Below are 23,788 nucleotides of genomic sequence, written 5' to 3' on the forward strand. Positions count from 1 at the left end.
GGTACCGGGCACAGGATAACTGTTTACGTCAGGAAGCCTTCTGCTCGCGCTTCTTGGCCTCGCGGGCCAGCATGCGGTCGCGCTGCTCCTCGAACTTGGTGGCCTGGCTCTCGAGGTTCTCGAGGAACTTGCCGAGGCTCTCGCGGATCTCTTCGCCGCGGGCCGTGAAATCGTTCCGCTCGAAGATGTTCCACTTGCGCAGGACGGGCATCACGACCTCTTCGAGGTGCTGACGCAGGTCGTAGATGCCGTGCTTGGCCATGAGGACACCGTTGCGCCGGAAGTTCGGCATACCGGCGCCCGGCATCTGGAAGTTCTGGACGATCATGTTGACGGCCTCGAGCGCCTGGTCGGGCGCGAGGTCGAGGGCCGCACCGCACATGTTGCGGTAGAAGATCATGTGCAGGTTCTCGTCGGCCGCGATGCGCTGCAGCATCTTGTCGGCGATGGGGTCCTTGCACGCCTTACCGGTGTTGCGGTGGCTCACGCGGGTGGCGAGTTCCTGGAACGTGACGTACGCGACGGAGTGGAGGAAGCCCGCGTCGACGTCGGCGGGGGACGCGAAGCCGTTCGTCATGTGCTCCATGCGGAAGCGCTCGAGCTGGACGGGATCGACGGCGCGGGTCACGACGAGGTAATCGCGCATCACGATTCCGTGTCGGTTCTCCTCGGCGGTCCAGCGACCGACCCACGTTCCCCACGCGCCGTCCTGCGAGAAGTTCTCGGCGATCTCGCGGTGGTACGACGGCAGGTTGTCCTCGGTGAGGAGGTTCGTGATCATCGCGGCCTTGGCGACCTCGTCGAGCTGCGACTGCTCGGGGTCCCAATCGCTGCCGCCCATCGCGGCGAAGTTGCGTCCTTCGTCCCACGGAACATAGTCGTGGGGATGCCATTCCTTGGCCATGGAGAGGTGGCGGTTGACGTTCTCTTCTGCAACCGGCGACAACTCCTGCAGCAGTTCGAGTTGGGTCAGGTCCCTCGCCATGTGTAATGCCTCCAGTAGCTCAAATTTGACTTTGTTCAGCCTACGGCACCGTAAGTAGGTTGGTAAACGCCGTCGGCGGCCCGGGAACCGTCGAAGTTACCGATCCGTAATGGACCTTCCGGGATGTGTCGCCGCCACGCGGCGAACTGTTACATGACAGTGTACTGATGAGGTTGCGTGTGCGGTGACCAGCGTAATCATCCCAGGGAGAGATCATCACCGCGACGCGCGGGCAGTTGTGGACGATCACAGATTTGTGGGTCTCCACAGATTCCCCGCCCCAACTCGAGCCGTGTCGACGGTTGCGCTGAAGACGGTTCGTCCGGCTCCGGGTCTCCTGGGAATTCGATCCACCCCAGGTGTGAATATCGCCACCCCCGGACTTCCGGCATTGGTGGATCCCGTATGTCCGTTATGCCTGTTGCGGTCGGTCGGGGTGCTGCCGACAATCGTCACATGGGCAACAACATGAGCCGCCTCGAAGAGATCGCCGCCGAATTGCCCGAAGCCGTCCGGGTGGACATCGAGCAGTGGGACGGGCACCCGACGTTCCGGGTGCGGGGCAAGAACTTCGTGTTCAGTGACGTGGACGCCACCCGGTTGACGGTGAAGCTCACCGTCGACGAGGCGGAGGCGGTGGTCGCGACGGAACCGGGGGCGGAGCCCGCGGGATACGGTCTCGGTAGGCACGGCTGGATCGCGGTGGACGTCGCGGACGCGGACGGGCCCCGGTGGGAACAGTTGCGTGAGTGGATCAGGACGTCGTACACGCTCGTCGCGCCGAAGCGACTGGCGAAGCAGGTGCTGGACGAAGAACCGTTGCCGACGCAGGGAGACCAGTCATGACGACCGACAACAGCGCACCCACCGCCACACCGGCGAAGTCGGGACTGCCGTCGTGGGCCAAGAAGGCCATCGGGATCGCCGTCCTTCTCGTGGTACTCGTCATCGCGTATTTCATCCTCGCGGCGTACCTCCCGCGGGCGTGGGCGCAGAACGTGGGCGGAATGGCGGACGGCAGCTTCGGCGGCGGCATCCTGTGGGGACTGTTGTTCGGCACCCTGTGCACGCTGCTGCCCCTGCTGCTGTTCCGCGGGGCGTGGCGGCTGTTCCGCAGGCGCCGGTTCAAGCCCATGCAGATCGTGCTCCTGATCCTCGGAGTCCTTGTGGTGCTGCCCAATCTGCTGACGCTCAGCGTGGTGCTCGGCGGCAACAGTGCGGCGCACGCCGGCGAACGGATCATGGACGTCGACGCGCCCGGCTTCCGCGGTGCGTCGCTCGCCGGCGCCATCATCGGAGTGGTGCTGTTCCTCGGCGTCGCCGGAGTCAGCTTCACGTACCGCAAGCGCGGTGAGGATCTCGCCGAGATGCGCAGGGACACGAAAGTGAATGGCGGGCAGGCCACCGGCGACGGGCCGTCACCCGCCGCGCCCTGAGATTCACCACACGAGCACGGGCTTGATCACCGCGCCGGCAGCCTGATCGGCGACGGCGCGGTTGATGTCCTCGAACCGGTACTCGGTGACGAGGCGGTCGAACGGGAATCTCGCCTCGGCGTGCAGCGCCAGCAACTGCGGAATGAACTGCTGCACGGACGAATCGCCCTCGACGCAGCCGCGGAGAGTCTTGCCGTTCAGCATCAGGTCCTGAATGTTCACCGTGACTTCGGGTGCGCCCAGTCCGACGACCACCGCGCTGCCTCGCGCCCGCAGCGACGACAGCGCCTGACCGACGACGGCGGGGATCCCTGTCGTGTCCAGGGTGTGGGTGGCGCCGCCGCCGGTCGCCGCGCGGATCGCCGCGACCACGTCCTGCGTCCCGGGATCGATCGCGACCGCGCCGAACTCCGCCGCGAGCGTACGTCGTGCCGGTACCGGATCGACCGCGAAAAGCGTTGTGACGCCCACTGATCGGGCGGCGAGCAGTGCGGCGAACCCGACGCTGCCTGCGCCGAAGACGGCCACGCTCGAGTCGATGCCGGGGCGGAGCACGTTCAGTACCGCACCGGCACCCGTCTGGAACCCGCAGCCGAGCGGCGCCGCGGCGGCCAGGTCGACGGACTCGTCGACGACGACGATGTTGTCGGCCGTCGCGAGAACGTGGTCGGCGAAGCTGGACTGGCCGAAGAAGGCGGCGCGCACCGGTTCGCCGTTCTGGGTGACGGTGGCCGAGCCGTCCGCGCGCCTGCCCGAACTGTTCAAGCGGTGCGCGTCGACGCAGTAAGCCGGACCCGCACTTCGGCATTGATCGCAGTCGCCGCAGTGGCGGTAGCTGAGAATCACGTGATCGCCGGGCGCTATCCCGCTCACGCGTGGCCCGACGTTCACCACGATCCCGGCACCCTCGTGTCCGAGGACGGCCGGACCGGCGGCGTGGGGGAGCGCCGCTTTGGTGAAGAGGTCCGTGTGGCACAGGCCGGTGGCGACGATCCGCACCAGAACCTCGTCCGCGCGGGGCTCGTCGAGTTCGACCGTCTCCAGCGTGAACGGAGAATCGGGGCCGCGGGAGACGGCTGCCGTGATCTGCATTGCTGTTCCTCGGGTTCCGCGCAGTGGGGGCTGGGACACGACCGGGATCTCAGTCCCGTTCCAGGAGGAAGTAGTAGTGCCTGCCGCCGTCGAGGACCAGTGCGGACTTGCCGTTCATGATGCCCATGAGCGTCGAGTCGTCCACCTTCTTGAAGTGATCGAAGATGGGGGCGCCGTCGTACACCATGGTCGCGGTGACCTCGCCCCGGAACTCGATGTTCCACAGGCTGGCCTCGCCGTTGCCGCCCTCGACGTCGGAGTAGAGGTTGCCGGCCGCGTCGCGGCAGATCAACGGCTTCGCGTCCTCGAGGGACTGGAACGTCTTTCCGTGCCAGCGGCTCGCGACCAGCTTGTCGTGCAGGCGGTGGCCGGTGGCGAAGTCGTCGCCCTTCCAGGAGCCGAGGATGTCCTCGGCCCGCACGGTGTCGAGTGCCGCCCACACAGTGTCGAGTTCGTCGGGGGAGACGCCGGTGTCGCGCTGTCGAAGCTCGTGGAACGTGCTGCGGGCCTGGTCGATGTCCATGGTCGTACCTCGGGTCTCGTGTGGAGGTGCAGGTCGAAGAGTTTCCGAACCAAGTTGTTCGTCAACGCGCACGCTACGCCGAACCAGATGGTTCGGCAACGGGCGATTTAGGATGTCGCCATGCGATCAGCGGGAGAAGCCACGCGCGACCGGATCCTCGCCGCGGCCAAGGACGAGTTCGCCCGCTACGGAGTCGCCGGGGCCCGGATCAACCGCATCGCGGAGGCAGCCCGGGCGAGCAAGGACCGCCTGTACGCGTACTTCGACAGCAAGGAAGCGCTGTTCGACGCCGTCATCCAGCAATGGATCGCGGAGACGACGGAACAGACGGCACTGCGGGGCGACGATCTGCCGGGGTACGCGGGCCGCTTGTTCGACGACTACGTGGCGCACCCCGAGAACGCACGGCTGCAGGAGTGGGCCGACCTCGAGATGCGGGAACAGATCGTGGACAGCGACGCGCGGATCGTCACCCTGCGGCCCAAAGCCGCCGAGATTCGCCGAGGGCAGCAGGAGGGGTTCGTCGATCCGTCGTGGAACGCAGGCGAACTACTGCTCGTGATCACCGACGTCGTCCGATCGCTGGCCACCGCGCCCGGCGGCAAGAAGTCGGGGGAGCGCACGGTGGCGCAGCGGCGGCAGACCGCTGTCGAGGCGGTTCGGCGGCTGATCCGGGTGTCCCCGGTGGAGGACGCGCCGCGCCGCGGGTAAGTGCCGCTCAGCTGCGCAGTAGCGCGTTGAGCCGAGCGGCCTGACGCGTGAGGTGGTCTCGTTCGGGGAGATTGGGCGCCTTGTCGGCCGCCTCCGCGTAGAGCCGTGCCGCCGTTGCCAGATCGCCGTCCCGCTCGCGGAGATACGCCGCGACCGCAGTGTGACGGGGCAGTGTGTCGTCCAGCGCCGCGAGTGCGGCCAGCCCGGCGCGCGGGCCGTCGGCCTCGCCGACCGCGACGGCCCGGTTGAGGCGGGCCACCGGGCTGTCGGTGAGGTGCACCAGTTCGTCGTACCACTCGACTATCTGCACCCAGTCGGTCTCCTCGGCCGTCCGGGCGTCGGCGTGGAGCGCGGCGATGGCGGCCTGGGCCTGGAACTCGCCTAGGCGGTCGCGGACCAGGGCCGCCTGGAGGATGTCGACGCCCTCGGCGATCAGACGGGTGTCCCACAGGGCGCGGTCCTGCTCGGCGAGGGGTACGAGACTGCCGTCGGGGCCGGTCCGGGCAGGGCGCCGCGCGTGGTGGAGCAACATGAGCGCGAGCAGTCCCGCGACCTCCGGGTGGTCGATCCCGGCCGCGAGTTGGCGGGTGAGCCGGATCGCCTCGGCGGCGAGGTCGACCTCGCCGGAATACCCCTCGTTGAACACCAGGTAGAGCACCCGCAGCACCGTGGCGACATCGCCGGGCTGGTTGAACCGGACGCCCGAGACGGTCCGCTTGGCCCGGCTGATGCGCTGGGCCATCGTCGCCTCCGGAACCAGGTAGGCCTGCGCAATCTGACGCGTCGTCAGGCCGCCGACCGCGCGCAGCGTGAGTGCGACGGACGATGCCGGTGTCAGGGACGGGTGCGCGCACAGGAAGTACAGCTGGAGCGTGTCGTCGACCGCCTCGACCGGTCCGGGCACCGGCTCGGACTCGATGCGTTCCTCGCGCTGCCTGCGGGAGGAGTGGGCGCGGGCGGTGTCGAGGAACTTCCGCCAGGCCACGGTGACCAGCCAGCCCTTGGGATCCCGCGGCGGGTCGTCCGGCCACACGCGCACGGCCTCGACCAGGGCGTCCTGCACGGCATCCTCGGCCTCCGCGAAGTCGGCTCCGCGGCGGACGAGGATCCCGATCACCATGGGGGTGAGGCTGCGCAGTACCGCCTCATCCACCGTGGCACTCCATGGAGGGCGAGGGTGCGGTCAGGAACGGGCGCAGCTCGAGCCATTCGTGGATCGGTTTCCCACCCGCACCCGGCGCCGCGGACAACTCGCCGGCGAGTTCGAGTGCCCGTTCGTAGGTGTCGACGTCGATCATCATCCAGCCGGCGATCAGGTCCTTCGTCTCCGCGAACGGCCCGTCGGTGACCGGTGGCCGTCCCTCGCCGTCGTAGCGGACGAACGTCCCCTCCGGGGCGAGTGCCTGACCGTCGACGAACTCGCCGGTCCGCTCCAGCTTGGCCGCGAAGTCCTGCATGTACTGCACGTGCGCGGAGATTTCCTCCGGCGTCCACTGGGCCATCGGCACGTCGTTGACCGCCGCAGGCGCGCCGCGGTAGTGCTTGAGCAGTAGGTACTTGGCCATCGCGAACTCCTTGGTGAGGTACGGCCCATTGTGGCCGTGTTCACTGCGGGGACGGAGCCGGTCGCGGATTCTCGACATCCCGCGACCAAGGGTGAGTACGCCGCCCGGTCGACGGGCGGCCACATGGTGACCATTCCGCCGCTCCGAACGCGTGTATCGCACTACCTGACCAGGATGAACTGGTCAGGACGGTGCCCCCAGTAGGGCTCGAACCTACGACCTGCGGATTAAAAGTCCGTAGCTCTACCAACTGAGCTATAGGGGCGCGGGGCCAGAGTCTAGTGCGCAGACGGTGACCGGGAGAACAGCACCCCCGGCACGGCGCGCCGCCCGGGGGATCGAAAGGGTCGGCTCGGGTGCGCACCCCCTGCAGCGCACCCGAGCCGACCCAAATTATACCACTTGGTGTGTTTTCGGCAGCGGTCCGATTCCGGCCCCATAACGGGTGTCAAGTTTGTTTGTGGGAAGTTTTGATGATCTGAAGAATGCTGTGTCGCTATTTTCAAAACAGGGATACTGTTATGTATGGCTCCAAGCTCGCCACTGTAGGGCGAAAGCGGGGGTTACTACATTTGGGAGAGGGATTCACCGTCATGGCACGTCAGCAGGAGCGTGCGCGACGCACTCGCGCTGCGCTGGTGGAGTCGGCCGCGATCGAGTTCGCGAAGCGCGGCTATGCGGCGGCGTCGGTCAACACGATCCTCGAAGGCTCGAACGCCACCAAGGGAGCGATGTACTTCCACTTCCAATCGAAGGAGGAACTCGCCCGCGCCGTCCTCCAGTCCGGGGTGGAGCAATTCACCGCCCTGACCGACAGGTGGACGAGTCGCACGGACATCGGGCCATTCGAGGCTCTGCACGGTTTCGTGATCGACCTGGCGAAGCTGTTCCATTCGAGCGTCATCGTGCGGGCGGAGTTCCGGCTGATCGTCGAACCCGAGTTCTACCCGGACGTGCGGTCCGTCGGCTCGCAGGTGTGGGGGCGAACCGCGCACGAGTTCGCGATCCGCGCCCAGCGGGACGGGTTGCTGCGCGCCGATGCCGACCCGGAGAAGTTCACCCGGGTCCTGGCGGCGTCTCTCGCCGGCCAGCGGTACATGTCCGACATGACCGCGCTGGAGGGCGACCTCGGCGCACGGTTCGTCGAATCGCTCGAGGTGATCCTCGAGGCGATGGCTTCACCCGGGTGGCTGGAGAAGTTTGCGAGGGACGGATGGCCGGATTTCGCGTCAGAACTGCCCGATTCGTAGTCTGACCTGGCGATTTGGGAAATTCTCGATCCGTGTCCTAAGCTATCCAAGCTCCCAACGGAACGCCGTTGAGGTACTGGTTCGGAGAGATCCGACGGGCCCCCTTCGTCTAGCGGCCTAGGACGCCGCCCTTTCAAGGCGGTAGCGCGGGTTCGAATCCCGTAGGGGGTACGTTTGACCGGTGTCGAGCATGCGGTATGGTTCGACGGCAGTAAAAGTGACACGCAGTAACGCTTTACACTTGTAAGGCACAGCAGGAAAAGCAAGGCCCTGTGGCGCAGTTGGTTAGCGCGCCGCCCTGTCACGGCGGAGGTCGCGGGTTCGAGTCCCGTCAGGGTCGCAAGTGTGTTGCCGATACCCGGTATCGGCAACACAATGCGATAGGCATTCGGTTCGGGTGCCGTCCGGCCAGGTAGCTCAGTTGGTACGAGCGTCCGCCTGAAAAGCGGAAGGTCGCCGGTTCGATCCCGGCCCTGGCCACCACGATTCACAGAAACTCCGTTGTCGAGAACGTCGACAGCGGAGTTTTTTCGTTCCCACCCCACGTGAGTGCGAAAGTGTGTTCCTGCACACTTTTGCACTCACGTGGGGTCAGCGTCGCGCGACGCCGGCGAAGTGACTGTCGCTAGGCTGACGTCCATGAGCACTGCTGAAGAGCCGCTGACGGCGGGCCACGACGGGTTGCTGTCGTTGCTTCGCAACGGGCAGCTGCCCTCGCGTGGGGCCAAGGCCCCGCAGCGGGAGCGGTACCAGCGGATCGTCGCCGCGGCGATGGAACTGGCGTCCGAGGGCGGGTACGACGCCGTGCAGATGCGGGCCATCGCGGATCGGGCGGGCGTCGCGCTGGGCACCGTGTACCGCTACTTCCCGTCGAAGAACCACATGCTGGTGATGGGCCTGCTGATGGTGTTCGACGGCATGCGGTCCCGGTTCGAGGACGTCGCGATCCCGGGCGACACACCGTCGGAGCGGATCCTGTTCGTCCTCCGGAAGAACACCGAAGTCCTCGAGAAGGACCGGCCGCGGTACGAGGCCCTGGTGCGTGCGTTCATGTTCGCGGACGCGTCGGCGTCGGCCGAACTGGATGCGTTCGGCGCCCTGATGACGGAGATGTTCGCCAAGACCATCGGTGTCGAGCAGATCTCCGACGACCAGTTGAACGCGATCCGCGTGATCGGCGACGTCTGGATGTCGAGCCTGGTGTCCTGGGTGGCCGGCCGCATCTCGGTGGACGAGGTGATGGCCCACCTGGGACTCGCGGTCCGTCTCGTGTTCCGCCGCCTCGGCGGCTAGCTCCTCAGCCGACGCGCCCGAAGTAGGCGTCCCGGATCACCGCCCTGTCGTCGATCGCACCCGCATCCGCGTCCATGACGACGCGTCCGACGTCGAGGACGGTGACGTGATCGGCCACGCTCATCGCGGCGTCGACGGCCTGCTCGACGAGGAGCACCGCCAGCCCGGCCTCCTTGAGGGTGCTCACGCGTTCCATGACTTCACCGACGATCACGGGCGCCAGCCCGCCGGACGGCTCGTCGAGCAGTAGCAGGGTGGGTTTCGCCATCAGTGCCTGCCCGATCGCCAGCATCTGCTGCTGCCCGCCGGACATCGCACCGGCGAGCAGGCCGCGTTTCGCGCCGAGGACGGGGAACAGGTCGTAGATCCGCTCCACCTCCTCGCGGACGGCCGACCGTCTCGTCCTGCGGACGTACCCGCCGAGAATCAGGTTCTGTTCGACGGTCTGCCGGTGGAAGACCCGCTTTCCCTCCTGCACGTAGGCCATTCCCTGGCGGACCCGCCGGTGCGGCGCCACCTTCGCGATGTCGCGGCCGTCGAACTCGATCGTCCCGGCGGACACCCGGTTCAGTCCCGAGATGGCACGCAGGGTGCTGGTCTTCCCCGCACCGTTCCGGCCGAGCAGTGCGGTGACCTTGCCGGGCCACACGTCGAGCGAAACGTCCCACACCACGCGGAGGTCGCCGTAACCGGATTGGACGTTCCGCAGACTCAGCAGCGGTGTCGTCGTCTGCTCGCTCATGAGGTCGCCTCTCCGGCAAGTTCCGTGTCCTCGGCGACGACGCCGAGGTATTCGCTGAGTACACGAGGGTTGTGTTCGATCGCGGACGGCGGACCTTCGGCGATCACGCGGCCCTGGGCGAGCACGACGATGGTGTCGGCGAGTGCCAGTACCAGGCGGAAGTTGTGCTCGACCAGCACGATCGTGCAGCCGGCGTCGCGAAGTTGCCGGATCAGGCCGGCGAGGCGTTCCACTTCGTCCTCGTCGAGGCCGGACGCCACTTCGTCGAGCAGCAGGACCCGCGGTTCGGCGACCACCGAGCGGGCGACCTCGAGCAGCCTCCGCATTCCCAGCGGGAGTGCGGTCGCGGTCTCGTCGCGTAGATGCGACAGTCCCACGACGTCGAGTGCGCGTTCGGCCTCGGCGATGTCGGCGGCGCGGACCCTGTGATGGCGGGGAAGCCGCAGCACGGTCGAGAGCATCGATACCCGGTCGGTGCTGTATCGACCGGAGGCCACGGCCTCGAGGACGGTGACGCCGTCGGGGATGTCGGGTGTCTGGAACGTGCGGGCCACGCCGCATCCGGCGACCCGTTCCGGCGCCTTGCCCTGGACCTCGGTGTCACCGATCAGGATTCGCCCGCTGTCGGGGCGGTAGAACCCGCAGATCATGTTCAGCATCGTGGTCTTGCCCGACCCGTTCGGTCCGATCAGCGCGGTGATGCTGCCCGGTTCCGCTCGCAGCGACGCGCTGTCGAGTGCCTGGTTGCCGCCGAACGCCTTCGAGATGCCGTCGACCACGAGCGCCCGACCCGACATCGGTTCCATCGCCGGTCGATCCGTGTCGCCGGGGCGGGCGCGTGTTCCGCGGCCGGTCAGGCCCGCCGCGCGGTCCAACCGCGCCGTCGCCTGCTTGGCGACCTTCGCGAGGCCACCACTGAGGAGGACGCCGCCGAGGATCAGGAATCCGCCGTAGAAGACGAGGGCGTACTGCTGGAACTCGGACGACTGGTTCGGGCCGAGTTGCATGATCGCCGCCCCGACCGCCGCGCCGTAGACGCTCGTCGCCCCTCCGAGGATGCACGCCGCGAGAACTGCTGTCGCGAACGTGAATCCGAACGCTTCGGGGGAGACGTACATGTCGATGTTCGCGAACAGGGCGCCCGCGAGGCCCGCGGGGAAGGCGCCGATCGCATAACCGAGAAGCTTCATCCGGAACACCGAGATGCCCACCGAGGACGCGAGGACGGGGCTCTGTTTGAGTGTGCGGAACGCGATGCCGTGCCGGGATACCACCAGGTTGCGCAGGACCGCGAACCAGAGGATCGCGACGATGACGACCACCAGGTAGAACCGGTCGGAGTCGATCGCCTCACCGAACAGGGTGGCCGGTTCGATCCCGCTGAGCCCGTTGCGGCCGCCGGTGGTGTCCCCGAAGACGGCGATGATGTCCGGGACGAGCAGAACGAGGAAGAACGAGGTCATCGCCAATGACCAACTGCCGAGCCGCAATCCCGGAATTCCGGTGACGATCCCGACCGCGAGCGCGACCAGGCCCGAGACGGTCAACTGCAACACGATGTCCGTGTATCCGGCGATCGACATGAGTCCGGCGGTGTACGCCCCGGCCGCGTACATCGCGGCCTGGCCGAGCGCGAGTTCCCCCGCGTAGCCGAGGCTGAGATTGAGGCCGCTGACGACCAGCGCGAGGATGCAGGCGAGTTGCACCTGCCGGGACTGCGCGAAGCCCAGACCGAACTCCGGCAGGAACAGCACGAGGAGGCCGGCGGCGAGCGGGAAGAGCCAACCCGGAGCCGATCGAATCAGGCGCCACAGAGCCATTGCCTACACCACCCGTTCCCGCGTCCGGCCGAACAGTCCGGCCGGACGCACCATGAGGATCGCGATGAGGACGACGAACACCGCGATGTTGCTGTACTGGCTACCCAGTTCGAGTGCGGCGAACGATTCCACGAGACCGACGGTCAGGCCGCCGACGAGTGCGCCGGGGAGCGAGCCGAATCCGCCGATCGCCAGGGCGACGAAACCCTTGATCGCCAGCGCCGAACCCAGGGTGGCCACCGCGAACGTCTTGGGACCCACGAAGAGCCCGAGGAATCCGGCGAGCGCGCCGGAGAACGCGAACGCACCGAGGGCCAGCGCCCGGACGTTGACGCCGCGCAACAGGGCGGCTTCGCGGTCCTCGGAGATGCCCAGGAGGGCGAGACCGGTCATGGTCTTCGTGCCGACCCGGCCGAGGACGACCACCAGCACGACCGCCAGAATCAGCAGCACGATCTCGACCGGATACGTGCGGCCGCCGAGGACCGTGATCGGGTCGTTCGAACCGAAGAACGGGACGGTGAGCGGTTCGCTTCCCCAGATCAGCTGTGTCGCACCGTTGATCAGGGTCGCGGCGCCGAGCGTGGTGACGAGCTGATTCTGGTGATCACGGACCGGCCGGACGGCGACGATCTCCTCGAGGCCGGCCAGGATCATCACGGCGACCGTCGCCGTCGCCGCGACGACGAGGATCGGCAACTTCAGGGTGACCAGTCCGGTGTAGGCGACGAACGTGCCGACCATCATCAGCTGGGCCTGAGCGAAGTTGAACGTGTGGGACGAGATGAAGACGATGTTGTAGCCGATCGCGACGAGCGTGTAGACCGCCCCCAGCGCGAGGCCCGACCAGACTATGGTCACCGGTTTCTCCTGTGGTCGGGTGTCACGCGCTCGGGTTTCCGTACTGGCCGTTGAGGAGTGGGCTCGGCGGCACGAACTTGTACGCCTCGTCACCCGGCTTCGACGCATGCGAGTCGGCCGAGAAGTGGTAGGACGGGGAGAACGCGGTCTGGGCGCTGTCGAGGACCTCCTGGTTCTCGAGGGCCTCGGCGAGGGCTTCGGGATCGGACGAGGATCCGGCCTTGTTCACGGCGGCCACGACGAGGGGCAGTGCGTCGTAGTTGTCGGCGAGGATCAGCGTCGACGGGATGTCGCCCATCGCCTTCATGTTCTCGACCATGGTGTTGACGGCGGCGTCGTTGGCGTCGTGGACCGTGCTCGAGAGCACGTGCATGACCAGGTTCGCCGTGGCCGGAGTGCCCAGTACACCTTCCGGTGCCGCCTTCGAGACCAGCGACGTTCCCGCGACCGATGTGTTTCCGACGAGCGGAATGTTCCAGTCGAGCCGCTGAAGGCTCGCGAGGAGGTATCCGAGTGGTGCCCCGTAGGCGTCCACGACGAGCGCCTGCGTGCCCCGGTTCTTCAGCGACTGCAGTTGTGCCGTCATGTCGAGGGCCGCGGTGTCGTATTCCTCGGATCCGGTGCTGCTCACACCTTCACCGCCCAGCGCGTCTTCCATCGCCTGTCCGAACACTTCACCGTAGGCGCTGCTTCCGTGTACGACGCCGACGGACTGGTAGCCCTTGCCCTTGATGTATCGGGCGATGGTCTCGGCGTTCTCGGCCGGTCCCGAGGCGAGGTCGAAGTTGAGCGGGTACTTCTCGGGGTTCGCCGAATCCTCGGTGGGCCCGATGTTGAACGAGAGGATCTTGTTCTGCGCGAGGATCGGCAGTGTCGCGGTGGTGATGGTCGACGGGCCGGAGTTGAGGAAGAGGTCGGGTTTCTTCCCGGACGCGATGGCCTCCCGCAGCTTGGACACGGCGGTGGTGGCGTCGCCCGCGTCGTCGACGACGGTGATCTCCACCTGGCGTCCGCCGACGCCGCCTGCCCTGTTCACGGCCTCGGCGCTCGCTTTCGCTGCGAGCACGGACGTCTGCGCGTTGGCTGCGAGCGCGCCCTGCCCGCTGATTCCGCCGGTCACGAGTACCCGGTAGGGGCCGCCGGCGGCGTCGGCGTCGTCTGCGCCCGCGCCGGAACACCCGGTGAGTGCTAGTGCGGTCACGGCGAGCGCCGCTGTGAGAGCTGAGGATCGAATTCGCATGGGCGCCCCTTAACGTAAGCAAGCAAGTGCTTGGTTCGGCAAAAGGTAGCAGAACTAACGGTCGATGTCCGCGGAATGTCTCACTCGGCGGGAGGATCTCGACGCGAACGTTCCGAGCTCAGCGAAACGACTGCCGGATCACCGGTTCTCGCCGTTCGAGGATGGTGGCGGTGTGCTGCCTGACCATGGTGTCGAGATGCGCGCCCTGCGGTGCGAGCCAGAAGTCGCCGCGGTCGATGCCCGCGAAGACCAACTCCGCGAACGTGTCTGCGTCGAGTCCGTCGGTGTCGAGCAGTTCGCGCATCTGCGTGACCATCCGATCGACGGCCGGATGGGAGACGGCCCCGAACGGGTTGTCGAATACGGATGTGACGACGGGCCCGGGTGCGAGCACGCTTGCGGACACGGGGGCGTCGATCATGCTCAACTCCATCTGCAGGCACTCGGTGATCGCGACCACCGCGAATTTCGATGCGCTGTACGGCGACATCATCGGACCGGGCGCGAAGCCACCGACCGACGCCGTGTTGACGACGCGGCCGGCGCCGCCCTGGTCGAGCATCCGCGGAACGAACGCGCGGATTCCGTTGACGACGCCCGTGATGTTGACGCCGAGTGCGGCGTCCCAGTCGGATTCGCCGAGTTGCCAGAGGAATCCGGCCCGCATGATGCCAGCATTGTTGAAGAGCAGGTCCACCCGGCCGAACGAGTCGAATGCGAGTTCGGCCAGGGCGTGGGCGGATCGGGAGTCGGACACGTCGGTGACGCAGGTGAGGGCGCCGCCCAGGTCCGCGGCCGCACCGTCGAGCGCGGCCGCGTCGATGTCGGCGAGCACCACCGCCATGCCGCGGGCGTGCGCATGCCGCGCTATCCCCGCTCCGATTCCCGAGGCCGCGCCGGTGACGACGACAACCTGCTGTGCACCTGATTCCGGTTTCGTCACGGCTCGACGGTAGGACCGTCGACGGCGGCCTCGGCCCGGTCCTCTCGCTCAGCGGGAGGATTCAGGTGCCGCGGCCCCACAGCGGTTCGAGGTCCGGGCCCTCCTCGCCCTGCTGCGCACCCCGGAAGCGCGCCGCGAAGACGATCCAGCCGATCGCGGCCATCAGCAGGAAGCTGACCAGCCGATACACGACGATCGCGGACACCGCTTCGGAGCCGGCCATTCCGCTGGCGGTCAGGGCGGGCACGAGCACGGCGTCCATGACACCGAGCCCGGCGGGCAGGAGTGGGATAGCCGAACCCGCGGCGTTGCCCGCCGCGTACGCGACGGCGAGCCCGGCGAACCCGGGATGGGCGCCGACGGCGTAGCACGCGAACGCGAGGCACGACGCGTCGGCGATCCAGTTGAACAGCGACCACCCGAACGCGCGGGCCGTGTCGCCGCGATCCATCCGGACGGCGCTCATCTGGTCGACGATGTGCTTCCACTGACGAACCCCGCTGAGCGGAGGCTTCTTTCGCAGTGCGTTGACGCCGCGCAGCGCGGTGATGCCCACGCCCTCGAGCGCGTCGGGTCGCGACGCGGCGTACTGGGCCACGACGAGGAAGGCGCACAGGCCACCGAACGTGAAGATCAGCGAGAACGGGTTGGTCTTGGCTCCGACGAGCAGTGCGCCCGCCAGTCCGACGAGCGCCAGGCCGATCGCCTGGAGGACGCCGGCCATCACCAGCTGCCACGTCGCGACCACCGGCGACGCACCCCAGATCCGTGTCTGCCGGTACGTGAACGTCGTCGCGAGAACCGGGCCGCCCGGCAGCGTCACGCTCATCGAGTTGGACGCGAACGTCACCGCCAGCGACTGCCGCTGCCTGATGTGCACGCCCGCGACCCCCAGCAGGCAGCGCTGCACGCGGGCGAAGCTCGACATCGACGCCAGCGACGCGACGACGGCCGCCGCCACCCATCCCCATTTCAGGTCGCCGAGGTTCTGGACGCTCTCGGAGAGGTCCGGCCAGATGAGGACGAGCTCCACCGCGAGCACCACGACGAGAAGGCTGCCGATCACCCATGCGACGCGACGCCTGCGGGGCGTCGGGCGGGTGTTGTCGGCGTCAGTCATACGCATCTATTACACATGGCGGGTCTTCAGACCGTGTATCCGCCGTCGACGTCGAGCTTCTGCCCGGTGACGAATCCGGCCCGGTCGCCGGCGAGGAAGCAGACGGCCTCGGCGACGTCGGCGGCGGTGCCGAAGCGGCGTAACGGTATCCGGCTCATCGCCGCGTCGAGTGCGCGCCGGTCGAGTTCTTCGGAGGCGATGAGCCGCTCGGCCATGCCGTCGGTGAGCATCCCCGGGCCGACCGAGTTGAAGCGGACGCCGTAGCGGCCCTCCTCGGCGGCGAACCCCTTGACCAGTTGTTCGATCGCGCCCTTGGTTCCCGGGGAGAGGCCGTCGCGCACCGGGAAGCGGCTGGTGGCCGCGGTCGTGACGGCGACGACGGAACCGGACGCGTCCCGCAGCGCGGGCAGGGCGGCCTTGACGACGGTGAAGAACGCGACCGCCTCCTGCTGGAGGTGCTCGGCGTAGTCCCGGGGCGCGACCTCGGACAGGTGGATCATGGGGACGTGCGGTCCGGCGGCGTGGACCAGGATGCCGAGGCCGCCGAAGTGTTCGACGGTCTGTTTCACGACGCTCGCGACGCGCGGCTGGTCGGTGAGGTCGGCGGAGAACGCCCGCGCGGCGACGCCCCGGCCTTCGAGTTCGGCGACGAGGTCCTCGGCGACGTCGGCATTGGACCGGTAGGTGATGGCCACGTCGTGGCCGAGGGTCGCGAGTTGCCGTGCGATGGCGGAGCCGATGCCGCCGGTGCCGCCGGTGACCAGTGCGGCGCGGCGACGTCGGGGGGTGCTGGTGGCGGGTGTCGCCATGAGGAACTCCAAGCGTGTGAGGGAAGCGCGCCCCTAACCTAGCAACTGCTTGGTTCCGGTGTGCGGGGAACCGTGCACCGCAGCCGAGCGCAGCCTTGCCTGGCTATCCGACCAGGCCTTTTCGTCTTAGCCTGAACGCATGTCAGCAGAGAACGCCGAGCGGGCCGAGCCCTCGCGGCACCCCGACGAGCCGCACGCACCCAGTCTGGCGAGCCGCCTCAACTGGTTGCGGGCCGGTGTCCTCGGCGCCAACGACGGCATCGTGTCGACGGCCGGTCTGGTGGTCGGGGTGGCGGCGGCCACCACCGAGCGATCGGCGATCTTCACCGCGGGATTCGCCGGTCTCGCGGCCGGGGCGGTGTCGATGGCACTCGGCGAGTACGTCTCGGTGAGCACTCAGCGTGACACCGAACGCGCGCTGCTGTCGAAGGAGCGTCGCGAACTCGCCGAGACCCCCGACGCCGAGTTCGAAGAACTCGTCGCGATGTACGAGGCCAAGGGACTGCGGGACGAGACCGCCCGGACGGTCGCCCGCGAACTCACCGATCACGATGCGTTCGCCGCCCACGTGGACGTCGAACTGGGCATCGACCCGGACGATCTGACCAACCCCTGGCAGGCCGCGGGATCCTCCGCGCTCTCGTTCACTCTCGGCGCCCTCGTCCCGCTGCTGGCGATCCTCTTACCGCCTGTGCACCTGCGGATTCCGGTGGCGTTTTTCGCCGTGCTGGTCGCGCTCGCCCTCACCGGCACCGTCAGCGCGGCCCTCGGCGGCGCGCGGCGCACCCGGGCGGTACTCCGCGTCGTGCTGGGTGGGGCGCTGGCGATGATCGTCACCTACGGGATCGGCCAACTGGTGGGCACGAACATCTCCTAGCCGCGGCGACCGTCACTCGCTCCGGCAGATCATCACCGGGCAGGTGGCGTGATGGAGCAGATTCTGGCTTGTCGAGCCCATCAGCGCGCCGAGCAGCGGCCCCCGGCCGTGGCTGCCGACGACGATCAACTGGGCGTCGGCCGAATGCCGCAGGATGACGTCCGCGGCGGCGCCCTGCTCGGCCACCCGGGTCACGGCCACGTCCGGGTACCGTTCCGCCTCACCCGCGAGGCCCTCGGAGAGCAGCGCCTCCTCTTCCTGCTTGACGGCGTCCCAGTCGACGAGCATGCCGGTGCCGCCGGCGCCGAGTGTCGGGGAACCCTGCCAGGTGTGGACGGCGCTCAGCGGCGCCTCGAAGAACGACGCGAACTCGAATGCGTGACCGACCGCTTCGCTGCTGAGGTCGCTGCCGTCGACCCCGACCACGACCGGACGCTGGTCCGGCATGGTGACCTCGCCGCGGAGCACGGTCACCGGGCAGGGTGCGCGGTTGGCCACGTGCAGTGCCGTCGAACCGACCAGCACCGAACGGAACGCGCCCGCTCCCGTGGATCCGAGCACGATCAACCGTGCCCAGTCGGCGGCCTCGAGCAGTGCGGTGCCCGCCGGACCGGGACTGATGGTCGTCTCGATCTCGAGACCGGGGAACTTCGGCCCCAGCAGCCTCTTCGCCGTCCCGATGATGGCCTCGCCGTCCTCGCGCAGCTGACTGAGGAACTGCGATTCCAGCATGATCGCCGCCGGGCTGTACAGCGGACCGTCCTGCGGCAGCGCGTGCACGAGTGACAGCGTGGCGCCCCACTTCGACGCGACGGAGGCGCCCCACAGGGCGGCGGCGGTGGAGGCCTCGGATCCGTCCAGGCCGACGACGACGGAATGACTGGCGGGTGTGCTCACGTCCGGTTCCCTTCGCTCACGCTGGTGGGTACTCCCCGACTGTGCCCTACTTCCAGACTTTTCGGGCCACCTTCTTCGCGCTCTTCCACTCCGGTTTCAGATCGGCTGCCAGTGCGTCGCCGCGGTCGAGTTCACGCTGCAGCAGCATTCCGAGGCCCAGGCTCGACTCGGCGGAGTGCTGATCCTCCGCCACGGCCGCGAGGATGTGCTCCCGTGCGACGACGGCGTCCTGGTAGTCGCCGAGTACGTCCTGAAAGCCCTTGAACTTCTTCTGCGCGCGGGCGGACGCCTTCGGTGTCAGTGACCGCGTCGACTCGATCGCATAGCGCAATCGTTTGGCGCGCTTACGCGCTCGGTGCGTCAGTTCGTCGCGCTCGGCCCGGGTGGTCGCGGCCGCCGCCTTCCCCACGCGCCCGTGGACGGACTTCGACAATGTGCGCAGGGTTTTCGCGACGGTCTTCTTCGACGGGTCCGAGCCCTCGGACGACTCGACGGCGGCGAGGAACGTGTCGAGCCCGGCGAGCAGGTCGAGGTAGCGCCGGGAGTTCAGGGCGGCCAGCGCCGCGGGCCGGGCCGCGGCGGCGAGTCCCGAGAAGTATTCGTCGAGGCGCGCCCGCACGACCTCACGGTCGGCTATCTCCTCGGCGTCACCCAGCCGATCCACGAGGCGGCTCCACTGCACCTCGGTGTCCCGCGCCGGGCCGAGGGCCTGACCGACCCAGCGGAGTTCGGCGATCAACTCGTCGACCGTCTCCTGGTCGCGCAGGCTGGACCCGTACACCTGGAGGACACTCCGGATCCGCCGGGCCGAGACGCGGAGGTCGTGGACTGACTCCTCGAGGTCGCGCCGCACGCCGAGGTCGGCCGTCACGAGATTGTCCTTCTGCTCGGCCAGATACTCCAGCAGCAGCGTCCGCGGCGCGGACCGCTTCTTCCCACGCACGGGGGGCGGGGTGCCGCCCACCGCGTCGCCGAGTGCCCGCCGCAACTTCGACGGCGCGTCGGAGCGGGCGATCCCGGCATCGGTCAGCCGGGAGTCGATGGCGTCGAACAGTTTTCGGTCGCCTGCCGCGAGTTCGACTTCGATCTCCCGCCACACCCGCTCGTCGGTTCCGGTGCCCGTCTCGGGGACGGCGGCGATCACGACATCCGAGACGACCTCGGCGAGCGTCGTTCCGGCCGCGTCCACGAGCCGCTGCCGCTCGCGATCGGTGCTGATGAGCGCGACCGGGTTCAGGGCGGCGCCGCGGGTGAAGGCCGTGAGCAGTTCCGCGAACTCGCGCGGCACCTCCGTCTCGGGGTGCTCGGGGTCGGGCGCCAGTTGCAGCTCGGTCCGCTCGTCCGTGCCTGCCGGGATCTTCAGATGCCAGCCGGCGTCGTCGCCGCCTTCGCGGCGGCGGAGCGTGATTCCGGCGCGAAGCAACAGCAGTTCGCCCGTGTCGTAGTACAGGGCGGACAGCTGGACGGTGTCGCGTCGCGGTTCACCGTCGACGCCCGGAAGCCCGGACAGCGCCGGGAGTTGCTGCTCGGATGTCGCTTCGTACTTGCGTTCCACTTCGGACGTCGCGGTACTCATGTCCCCATCTTTCCGGCTGCGCGCGCCGGGCGAAAGAAGCCGAGGTCACAGCGGCCAGTCGAGGCCCCGGACGCTCGCGAAGCGCCGTGTGACGCCGGAGCAGGGGTCGGCGAACTCGACGGAACGGGCCAGCAGCCGCAGCGGCGTCGAATAGTCGTCGGCGGCAACGTCGTAGAAATCGGGGTAGAAGTTGTCGCCGTGGATCGGGATGCCGAGCGAACTCATGTGCAGCCGCAACTGGTGCGTCTTGCCGGTGTGCGGGAGCAGCCGGTACCGGGCCGCGTCGCCGTGGACCTCGAGCAGTTCGATCCGGCTCTCGCTGTTGGCGGGACCGTCCACCTCGTAGGCCTTCAGGACCCCGCGTTCCTTGACGATTCGACTGCGGACCGTGGCGGGCAGCTCGAGATCGGGGTCGTAGCGGGCGACGGCCTCGTACTCCTTGGTCACCCGGCGCTGGTCGAACAGCGACTGGTAGTCGCGCCGGACCTCGCGCCGCACCGTGAAGATGAGCACCCCGGCGGTCAACCGGTCGAGCCGGTGCGCGGGCGTCAGCTCCGGGAGGTCGAGGTCTCGGCGCAACCGGACCAGCGCCGACTCGGCGATGTACGCGCCGCGCGGGGTGCTGGCGAGGAAGTGGGGTTTGTCCACGACGAGGAGGTTCTCGTCGCGGTGGAGGATCTCGATCTCGAACGGCACCCGCTTCTCGACGGGCGGATCCCGGTACAGGTACACGAATCGGCGGGGCGCGAACGGTGTGGACCCGGTGATCGGCTGCCCGCGCTCGTCGACGACTTCGGACGCGGCGACCTTCTCGCGCAGGCGGGTCTCGTCGTGCGGAAACCGGGCGACGAGGTAGTCGAGCACGGTGGGCCACGTGCCGGTGTCCGGCATCCTCAGCCGCGTCGGGTTGAGGCCGTCGCGGACGGGAAGTGGGGCGTCGGGCACGTTCGTCACGGTAGTCGAGTGGCGGGGAAAACCCGTCGTTGACCGCGGGGAGGCTCATGGTTACTATCCGGTAAGTTTGTGACGCGGGCCACCCTGATGGTCGCTGAGGCGCGTCATCGGAGGATTTTCACGGGGGTCGTGGTGATCGTGCGTCGACGGGCGTTTCGTCCGGGTGCGGTGGTAGTTGCTCTTGCGGTGGCGGTGGGTCTCGCTGTCGTTCCGGCGGTGACGGCGTCGGCGGATCCGACGGGGGGAGCGGCGGGCGCCGCGTGGAACGCCGCGGTCGACGCGCCCCCCAAATATCCGGTGATCGCGATCGACTGGGACGTTCCCATCACGATGACCGACGGAACGGTGTTGAAGGCCAACGTCTATCGCCCCGCGGACGCCTCGGGCACGCCGATCGACACCGCGATGCCGTCGGTCCTGAACGTCACGCCGTACACGAAGCTGGTCGGCAACCTCGTCGATTCCGTGCTCGCGGTGCCGGGGCTCGAGGACACGGTCGTCGACCTGGTGAACTCCTTCGATCTCGCCGGGACACCGCTCGACGGCGTCGGGGAGTTGTCGAAGGTGATCACCGGCGGCGGCATGCGCGTCTTCGGCGTCAACCGCGACCTCGTCCGGAACGGATACACCCAGGTGGTGGTCGATGCGCGCGGCACCGGCTTCTCGCAGGGGGAATGGCAGGCGCTCGGCCCGCTCGAGCAGCGGGACTCCGTCGAGATCATCGACTGGATGAGCAGGCAGGGGTGGTCCGACGGCAAGGTCGGGATGGCGGGGGTGTCCTATTCGGGAATCAACTCGCTGCAGGCCGCGGGGCATCGGCCGCCGGCGTTGAAGGCGATCTTCCCCACCGAACCGGGCAACGACCTGCTCCGCGACATCGTCGGGACGGGCGGTGGTCTCGGTGTGGGATTCATGCCGCTGTGGCTGTCACTGGTCAACGGTCTCAAGTTCGTTCCCGACGTCCAGGCACTCGCGCAGGGGAACTTCGACGAGCGGTGGCTGCAGGACCGGTTGCGGGATCCGCTGACGCTGTTCCCCGCACTGATCCAGGCGATGACCGCGTCGCAGATCGGCGATCTCGACGCCGGCACGCTGCGGGTGGCGCAGGACGGCCAGTTCTACGAGGAGCGGAGGGCGCAGGCGGGGAACATCGACGTGCCGACCATGCTCTACGGCGCCTGGCACGACATCTTCGCCAACAGCGAACCGCGGGTCTACAACGACATTCCGCTGCCCGCCGGTGAGAAGCAGCTGATCATGAGCGACGCCTACCACGTCTCGTTCGGTGGCGGCTTCGGCGAGCCGGGTGCGCCGCCGCGACTCGACGTCCTCGAACGCGCGTGGTTCGACAAGTGGCTGAAGGGCATCGACAACGGCATCGACGAGTACGGCCCGGTCACGCTGTACCAGCAGGGCAACGGTTGGACCACCACCGATCAGTTCCCGCGGGCCGGTGTCGACTATCAGCGGATGTACCTGTCGGGTGCCCCCAGCGGCACCGCCGGGCACGCCGCCCACGACGGCAGCCTGGTGCCGGCGACACCCGGCGACACGGCGAGGCTCACCGTCGCGCCCGGTCTCCGCGGGCTCTGCTCCCGCGACGGAACGCAGGGCACCGCCGGCGCGGCCGTCGTGTTCGGGTCGGTGTGCAGCAAGGACTCCCGCTTCAACGAGGCCGAGGGCCTGACGTTCACCAGTGCCCCCGTCACGCAGCCGACGGAATTGTCGGGTCCGGTCAACCTGCACCTCGAAACCGTGCTGGACGCGCCCGACGGATTCTGGGCGGTGACTTTGAACGACGTCGCCCCGGACGGCACCTCGACCCCGCTCACCAACGGTGCGCTCACCGCTTCGATGCGGGCGGTGGACGATTCGAAGAGCACCAGGTCGGCGAACGGCGACTACACCGAACCGCACCACTATCTGACGGTGGCCGCGCGTCAGCCGCTGATACCGGGTGAGGTGACGCCGGTCGACATCAACTTCGTGCCCACCGACGCGGTCCTCGCGCCGGGGCACCGGTTGCGGGTCGACGTGTACGCGGGCAGCGTTCCCCGGTACCTGCCACTCGGACCGATTCTGGCGGACAGTCAGCTGAAGCCGCAGCACGTGGCGTTGTCGCCGGACCGGCCGAGTTTCCTCAATCTGCCGCTGGTCGGGGCGCAGGCGTGGTGACGGGTTCACGCCGCGTCCCGCGATCCGTAGGGTTGACGGCATGACCAAGTGGACAGCTTCGGACATCGTCGATCAGAGCGGCCGCACGTTCGTCGTCACGGGCGCCAACAGTGGTCTGGGGGAGGTGGCCGCGCGGGCCCTGGGCAAGGCGGGAGCGCACGTCGTGCTGGCCTGCCGCAACACCCACAAGGGTGAGGTGGTCGCGCGGTCGATCGGCGACAACGCCGAGGTGCGCCGTCTCGACCTGTCCGACCTCGCGTCGGTGCGCGAGTTCGCCGCAGGCGTCGATTCCGTCGACGTGCTCGTGAACAACGCCGGGGTGATGGCGGTTCCGCAGCGCAAGACGGCCGACGGATTCGAAATGCAGATCGGCACAAATCATCTCGGGCACTTCGCGTTGACCGGACTGCTGCTCGGCAAGATCACCGATCGGGTCGCCACGATGTCGAGTGCGGCGCATCAGGCGGGGACGATCCACCTCGACGATCTCAACTGGGAACACCGCAAGTACAACCGCTGGAGCGCGTACGGGCAGTCGAAACTCGCGAATCTGCTGTTCACGTACGAATTGCAGCGCAGGCTGGCCGCGGCCGGGTCTCCCGTCAAAGCGGTGGCCGCGCATCCCGGCTACGCGTCGACCAATCTGCAGGCGCACACCGAATCGGTGCAGGACAAGCTGATGGCCGTGGGCAACCGGATCTTCGCGCAGTCGGCGGAGATGGGGGCGCTGCCGATGTTGTTCGCGGCCACCGCCCCCGACGTGATCGGCGGCAGTTACATCGGGCCGGACGGCCTGTTCGAGCAGCGTGGCCACCCGAAGGTGGTGGGCTCCAACAAGAAGTCGCGGGACGAGCAGACCGCGAAGGGTCTGTGGTCGCTGTCGGAGGACCTGACGGGCGTCGAGTACAAATTCGGGTGA

The 23,788-nt window shown here is 68.1% G+C and carries 23 protein-coding genes and 4 tRNA genes; 11 read left to right on the top strand and 16 right to left on the bottom strand.

Annotated features, from left to right (window positions below; genetic code table 11):
- Positions 1-28: 28 nt before the first annotated feature.
- The gene (locus I1A62_RS34575; protein WP_124392607.1) at positions 29-985 is read right to left on the bottom strand and encodes an acyl-ACP desaturase; all 957 of its coding nucleotides are present in this window, start codon (positions 983-985) and stop codon (positions 29-31) included.
- A gap of 405 nt (positions 986-1,390) precedes the next feature.
- Between I1A62_RS34575 and I1A62_RS34580 the strand changes: the two genes are divergently transcribed.
- Together I1A62_RS34580 and I1A62_RS34585 are read left to right on the top strand one after the other, a co-directional pair.
- Positions 1,391-1,831: an MmcQ/YjbR family DNA-binding protein gene (locus tag I1A62_RS34580; protein WP_124392608.1), complete on the top strand. Its 441-nt coding sequence runs from the start codon at positions 1,391-1,393 to the stop codon at positions 1,829-1,831.
- Positions 1,828-2,421 (top strand): hypothetical protein, encoded by a 594-nt coding sequence (locus I1A62_RS34585; RefSeq protein ID WP_219456777.1) that lies wholly within the window; start codon positions 1,828-1,830, stop codon positions 2,419-2,421. The genes I1A62_RS34580 and I1A62_RS34585 overlap by 4 nt, the downstream gene beginning before the upstream one ends.
- A gap of 3 nt (positions 2,422-2,424) precedes the next feature.
- On the opposite strand, the gene I1A62_RS34590 is transcribed toward I1A62_RS34585, so the two are convergent.
- Positions 2,425-3,513, bottom strand: coding sequence for an NAD(P)-dependent alcohol dehydrogenase (locus tag I1A62_RS34590; protein ID WP_219456779.1), 1,089 nt, complete (start codon positions 3,511-3,513; stop codon positions 2,425-2,427).
- Between the two features lie 49 nt (positions 3,514-3,562).
- Positions 3,563-4,036 (bottom strand): DUF4334 domain-containing protein, encoded by a 474-nt coding sequence (locus I1A62_RS34595; RefSeq protein ID WP_219456780.1) that lies wholly within the window; start codon positions 4,034-4,036, stop codon positions 3,563-3,565.
- A 120-nt stretch (positions 4,037-4,156) separates the two neighbouring features.
- Between I1A62_RS34595 and I1A62_RS34600 the strand changes: the two genes are divergently transcribed.
- On the top strand, positions 4,157-4,747 hold the full coding sequence (locus tag I1A62_RS34600; protein WP_219456782.1) for a TetR family transcriptional regulator: 591 nt from the start codon (positions 4,157-4,159) through the stop codon (positions 4,745-4,747).
- Positions 4,748-4,754: 7 nt separating this feature from the next.
- Here the strand turns inward: I1A62_RS34600 and I1A62_RS34605 are convergent, their stop codons facing one another.
- The 3 genes from I1A62_RS34605 to I1A62_RS34615 all read right to left on the bottom strand — a co-directional run bounded on the left by I1A62_RS34605 (position 4,755) and on the right by I1A62_RS34615 (position 6,577).
- On the bottom strand, positions 4,755-5,900 hold the full coding sequence (locus I1A62_RS34605; protein ID WP_219456783.1) for an RNA polymerase sigma factor: 1,146 nt from the start codon (positions 5,898-5,900) through the stop codon (positions 4,755-4,757).
- Entirely contained in the window at positions 5,893-6,312 is a 420-nt protein-coding gene (locus I1A62_RS34610) for a YciI family protein (protein ID WP_124392711.1), read from the bottom strand. The genes I1A62_RS34605 and I1A62_RS34610 overlap by 8 nt, the downstream gene beginning before the upstream one ends.
- Positions 6,313-6,504: 192 nt before the next feature.
- Positions 6,505-6,577 (bottom strand) — tRNA-Lys (locus I1A62_RS34615).
- Between the two features lie 328 nt (positions 6,578-6,905).
- Here I1A62_RS34615 and I1A62_RS34620 point away from each other — a divergent pair.
- From I1A62_RS34620 to I1A62_RS34640, 5 genes are all read left to right on the top strand, one after another.
- The gene (locus tag I1A62_RS34620; protein WP_219456785.1) at positions 6,906-7,562 is read left to right on the top strand and encodes a TetR/AcrR family transcriptional regulator; all 657 of its coding nucleotides are present in this window, start codon (positions 6,906-6,908) and stop codon (positions 7,560-7,562) included.
- Between the two features lie 98 nt (positions 7,563-7,660).
- Positions 7,661-7,733, top strand: a tRNA-Glu gene (locus I1A62_RS34625).
- Between the two features lie 95 nt (positions 7,734-7,828).
- Positions 7,829-7,902, top strand: a tRNA-Asp gene (locus I1A62_RS34630).
- Positions 7,903-7,968: 66 nt separating this feature from the next.
- Positions 7,969-8,045 (top strand) — tRNA-Phe (locus tag I1A62_RS34635).
- A 156-nt stretch (positions 8,046-8,201) separates the two neighbouring features.
- Positions 8,202-8,855 carry a TetR family transcriptional regulator gene (locus I1A62_RS34640; RefSeq protein ID WP_124392615.1) on the top strand — a complete coding sequence of 218 codons (654 nt, stop codon included), beginning with the start codon at positions 8,202-8,204 and terminating at the stop codon, positions 8,853-8,855.
- 4 nt (positions 8,856-8,859) lie between these two features.
- Here I1A62_RS34640 and I1A62_RS34645 read toward each other — a convergent pair whose 3' ends face one another.
- The 7 genes from I1A62_RS34645 to I1A62_RS34675 form a co-directional block, all read right to left on the bottom strand.
- Positions 8,860-9,597 (bottom strand): ABC transporter ATP-binding protein, encoded by a 738-nt coding sequence (locus tag I1A62_RS34645; RefSeq protein WP_219456787.1) that lies wholly within the window; start codon positions 9,595-9,597, stop codon positions 8,860-8,862.
- Positions 9,594-11,417 carry an ATP-binding cassette domain-containing protein gene (locus tag I1A62_RS34650; protein WP_219456788.1) on the bottom strand — a complete coding sequence of 608 codons (1,824 nt, stop codon included), beginning with the start codon at positions 11,415-11,417 and terminating at the stop codon, positions 9,594-9,596. Before I1A62_RS34650 ends, I1A62_RS34645 begins: the two co-directional genes overlap by 4 nt.
- Before the next feature lie 3 nt (positions 11,418-11,420).
- Positions 11,421-12,278, bottom strand: coding sequence for a branched-chain amino acid ABC transporter permease (locus I1A62_RS34655; protein ID WP_219456790.1), 858 nt, complete (start codon positions 12,276-12,278; stop codon positions 11,421-11,423).
- 22 nt (positions 12,279-12,300) lie between these two features.
- Complete coding sequence (locus I1A62_RS34660) at positions 12,301-13,518, bottom strand: ABC transporter substrate-binding protein (RefSeq protein ID WP_124392619.1); 1,218 nt, start codon at positions 13,516-13,518, stop codon at positions 12,301-12,303.
- A gap of 118 nt (positions 13,519-13,636) precedes the next feature.
- Positions 13,637-14,461: an SDR family NAD(P)-dependent oxidoreductase gene (locus I1A62_RS34665; RefSeq protein ID WP_219456792.1), complete on the bottom strand. Its 825-nt coding sequence runs from the start codon at positions 14,459-14,461 to the stop codon at positions 13,637-13,639.
- A gap of 61 nt (positions 14,462-14,522) precedes the next feature.
- On the bottom strand, positions 14,523-15,581 hold the full coding sequence (locus I1A62_RS34670) for a YbhN family protein (protein ID WP_124392621.1): 1,059 nt from the start codon (positions 15,579-15,581) through the stop codon (positions 14,523-14,525).
- Positions 15,582-15,607: 26 nt separating this feature from the next.
- The gene (locus I1A62_RS34675) at positions 15,608-16,390 is read right to left on the bottom strand and encodes an SDR family NAD(P)-dependent oxidoreductase (protein WP_219456794.1); all 783 of its coding nucleotides are present in this window, start codon (positions 16,388-16,390) and stop codon (positions 15,608-15,610) included.
- A 139-nt stretch (positions 16,391-16,529) separates the two neighbouring features.
- Between I1A62_RS34675 and I1A62_RS34680 the strand changes: the two genes are divergently transcribed.
- On the top strand, positions 16,530-17,267 hold the full coding sequence (locus I1A62_RS34680; RefSeq protein WP_124392623.1) for a VIT family protein: 738 nt from the start codon (positions 16,530-16,532) through the stop codon (positions 17,265-17,267).
- Positions 17,268-17,279: 12 nt separating this feature from the next.
- On the opposite strand, the gene I1A62_RS34685 is transcribed toward I1A62_RS34680, so the two are convergent.
- Genes I1A62_RS34685 through I1A62_RS34695 form a run of 3 tightly spaced genes read right to left on the bottom strand, consistent with a single transcriptional unit; the run spans position 17,280 to position 20,685 of the window.
- A complete protein-coding gene (locus tag I1A62_RS34685) occupies positions 17,280-18,164 on the bottom strand; it encodes a universal stress protein (protein ID WP_218270483.1) in 885 nt (294 codons plus the stop codon).
- A 46-nt stretch (positions 18,165-18,210) separates the two neighbouring features.
- Positions 18,211-19,740 carry a CYTH and CHAD domain-containing protein gene (locus I1A62_RS34690; protein ID WP_124392625.1) on the bottom strand — a complete coding sequence of 510 codons (1,530 nt, stop codon included), beginning with the start codon at positions 19,738-19,740 and terminating at the stop codon, positions 18,211-18,213.
- A 45-nt stretch (positions 19,741-19,785) separates the two neighbouring features.
- Complete coding sequence (locus I1A62_RS34695; RefSeq protein WP_219456795.1) at positions 19,786-20,685, bottom strand: pseudouridine synthase; 900 nt, start codon at positions 20,683-20,685, stop codon at positions 19,786-19,788.
- Positions 20,686-20,781: 96 nt separating this feature from the next.
- On the opposite strand from I1A62_RS34695, the gene I1A62_RS34700 reads away from it, so the two are divergent.
- Entirely contained in the window at positions 20,782-22,869 is a 2,088-nt protein-coding gene (locus I1A62_RS34700; RefSeq protein WP_257890985.1) for a CocE/NonD family hydrolase, read from the top strand.
- 40 nt (positions 22,870-22,909) lie between these two features.
- Positions 22,910-23,788, top strand: a complete 879-nt coding sequence (locus I1A62_RS34705; RefSeq protein ID WP_124392627.1) for an oxidoreductase — start codon at positions 22,910-22,912, stop codon at positions 23,786-23,788.

It is taken from the genome of Rhodococcus sp. USK10 (assembly GCF_019378875.1).
Taxonomy (GTDB): Bacteria; Actinomycetota; Actinomycetes; order Mycobacteriales; family Mycobacteriaceae; genus Rhodococcus_F; species Rhodococcus_F pseudokoreensis.

Excerpts from the sequence above, each read along its gene's own strand:
- I1A62_RS34575 (WP_124392607.1), bottom strand. The coding sequence starts at position 985 with ATGGCGAGGGACCTGACCCAACTCGAACTGCTGCAGGAGTTGTCGCCG.
- I1A62_RS34580 (WP_124392608.1), top strand. The coding sequence starts at position 1,391 with ATGTCCGTTATGCCTGTTGCGGTCGGTCGGGGTGCTGCCGACAATCGT.
- I1A62_RS34585 (WP_219456777.1), top strand. The coding sequence starts at position 1,828 with ATGACGACCGACAACAGCGCACCCACCGCCACACCGGCGAAGTCGGGA.
- I1A62_RS34590 (WP_219456779.1), bottom strand. The coding sequence starts at position 3,513 with ATGCAGATCACGGCAGCCGTCTCCCGCGGCCCCGATTCTCCGTTCACG.
- I1A62_RS34595 (WP_219456780.1), bottom strand. The coding sequence starts at position 4,036 with ATGGACATCGACCAGGCCCGCAGCACGTTCCACGAGCTTCGACAGCGC.
- I1A62_RS34600 (WP_219456782.1), top strand. The coding sequence starts at position 4,157 with ATGCGATCAGCGGGAGAAGCCACGCGCGACCGGATCCTCGCCGCGGCC.
- I1A62_RS34610 (WP_124392711.1), bottom strand. The coding sequence starts at position 6,312 with ATGGCCAAGTACCTACTGCTCAAGCACTACCGCGGCGCGCCTGCGGCG.
- I1A62_RS34620 (WP_219456785.1), top strand. The coding sequence starts at position 6,906 with ATGGCACGTCAGCAGGAGCGTGCGCGACGCACTCGCGCTGCGCTGGTG.
- I1A62_RS34640 (WP_124392615.1), top strand. The coding sequence starts at position 8,202 with ATGAGCACTGCTGAAGAGCCGCTGACGGCGGGCCACGACGGGTTGCTG.
- I1A62_RS34645 (WP_219456787.1), bottom strand. The coding sequence starts at position 9,597 with ATGAGCGAGCAGACGACGACACCGCTGCTGAGTCTGCGGAACGTCCAA.
- I1A62_RS34650 (WP_219456788.1), bottom strand. The coding sequence starts at position 11,417 with ATGGCTCTGTGGCGCCTGATTCGATCGGCTCCGGGTTGGCTCTTCCCG.
- I1A62_RS34660 (WP_124392619.1), bottom strand. The coding sequence starts at position 13,518 with ATGCGAATTCGATCCTCAGCTCTCACAGCGGCGCTCGCCGTGACCGCA.
- I1A62_RS34670 (WP_124392621.1), bottom strand. The coding sequence starts at position 15,581 with ATGACTGACGCCGACAACACCCGCCCGACGCCCCGCAGGCGTCGCGTC.
- I1A62_RS34675 (WP_219456794.1), bottom strand. The coding sequence starts at position 16,390 with ATGGCGACACCCGCCACCAGCACCCCCCGACGTCGCCGCGCCGCACTG.
- I1A62_RS34680 (WP_124392623.1), top strand. The coding sequence starts at position 16,530 with ATGTCAGCAGAGAACGCCGAGCGGGCCGAGCCCTCGCGGCACCCCGAC.
- I1A62_RS34690 (WP_124392625.1), bottom strand. The coding sequence starts at position 19,740 with ATGAGTACCGCGACGTCCGAAGTGGAACGCAAGTACGAAGCGACATCC.
- I1A62_RS34700 (WP_257890985.1), top strand. The coding sequence starts at position 20,782 with ATGGTCGCTGAGGCGCGTCATCGGAGGATTTTCACGGGGGTCGTGGTG.
- I1A62_RS34705 (WP_124392627.1), top strand. The coding sequence starts at position 22,910 with ATGACCAAGTGGACAGCTTCGGACATCGTCGATCAGAGCGGCCGCACG.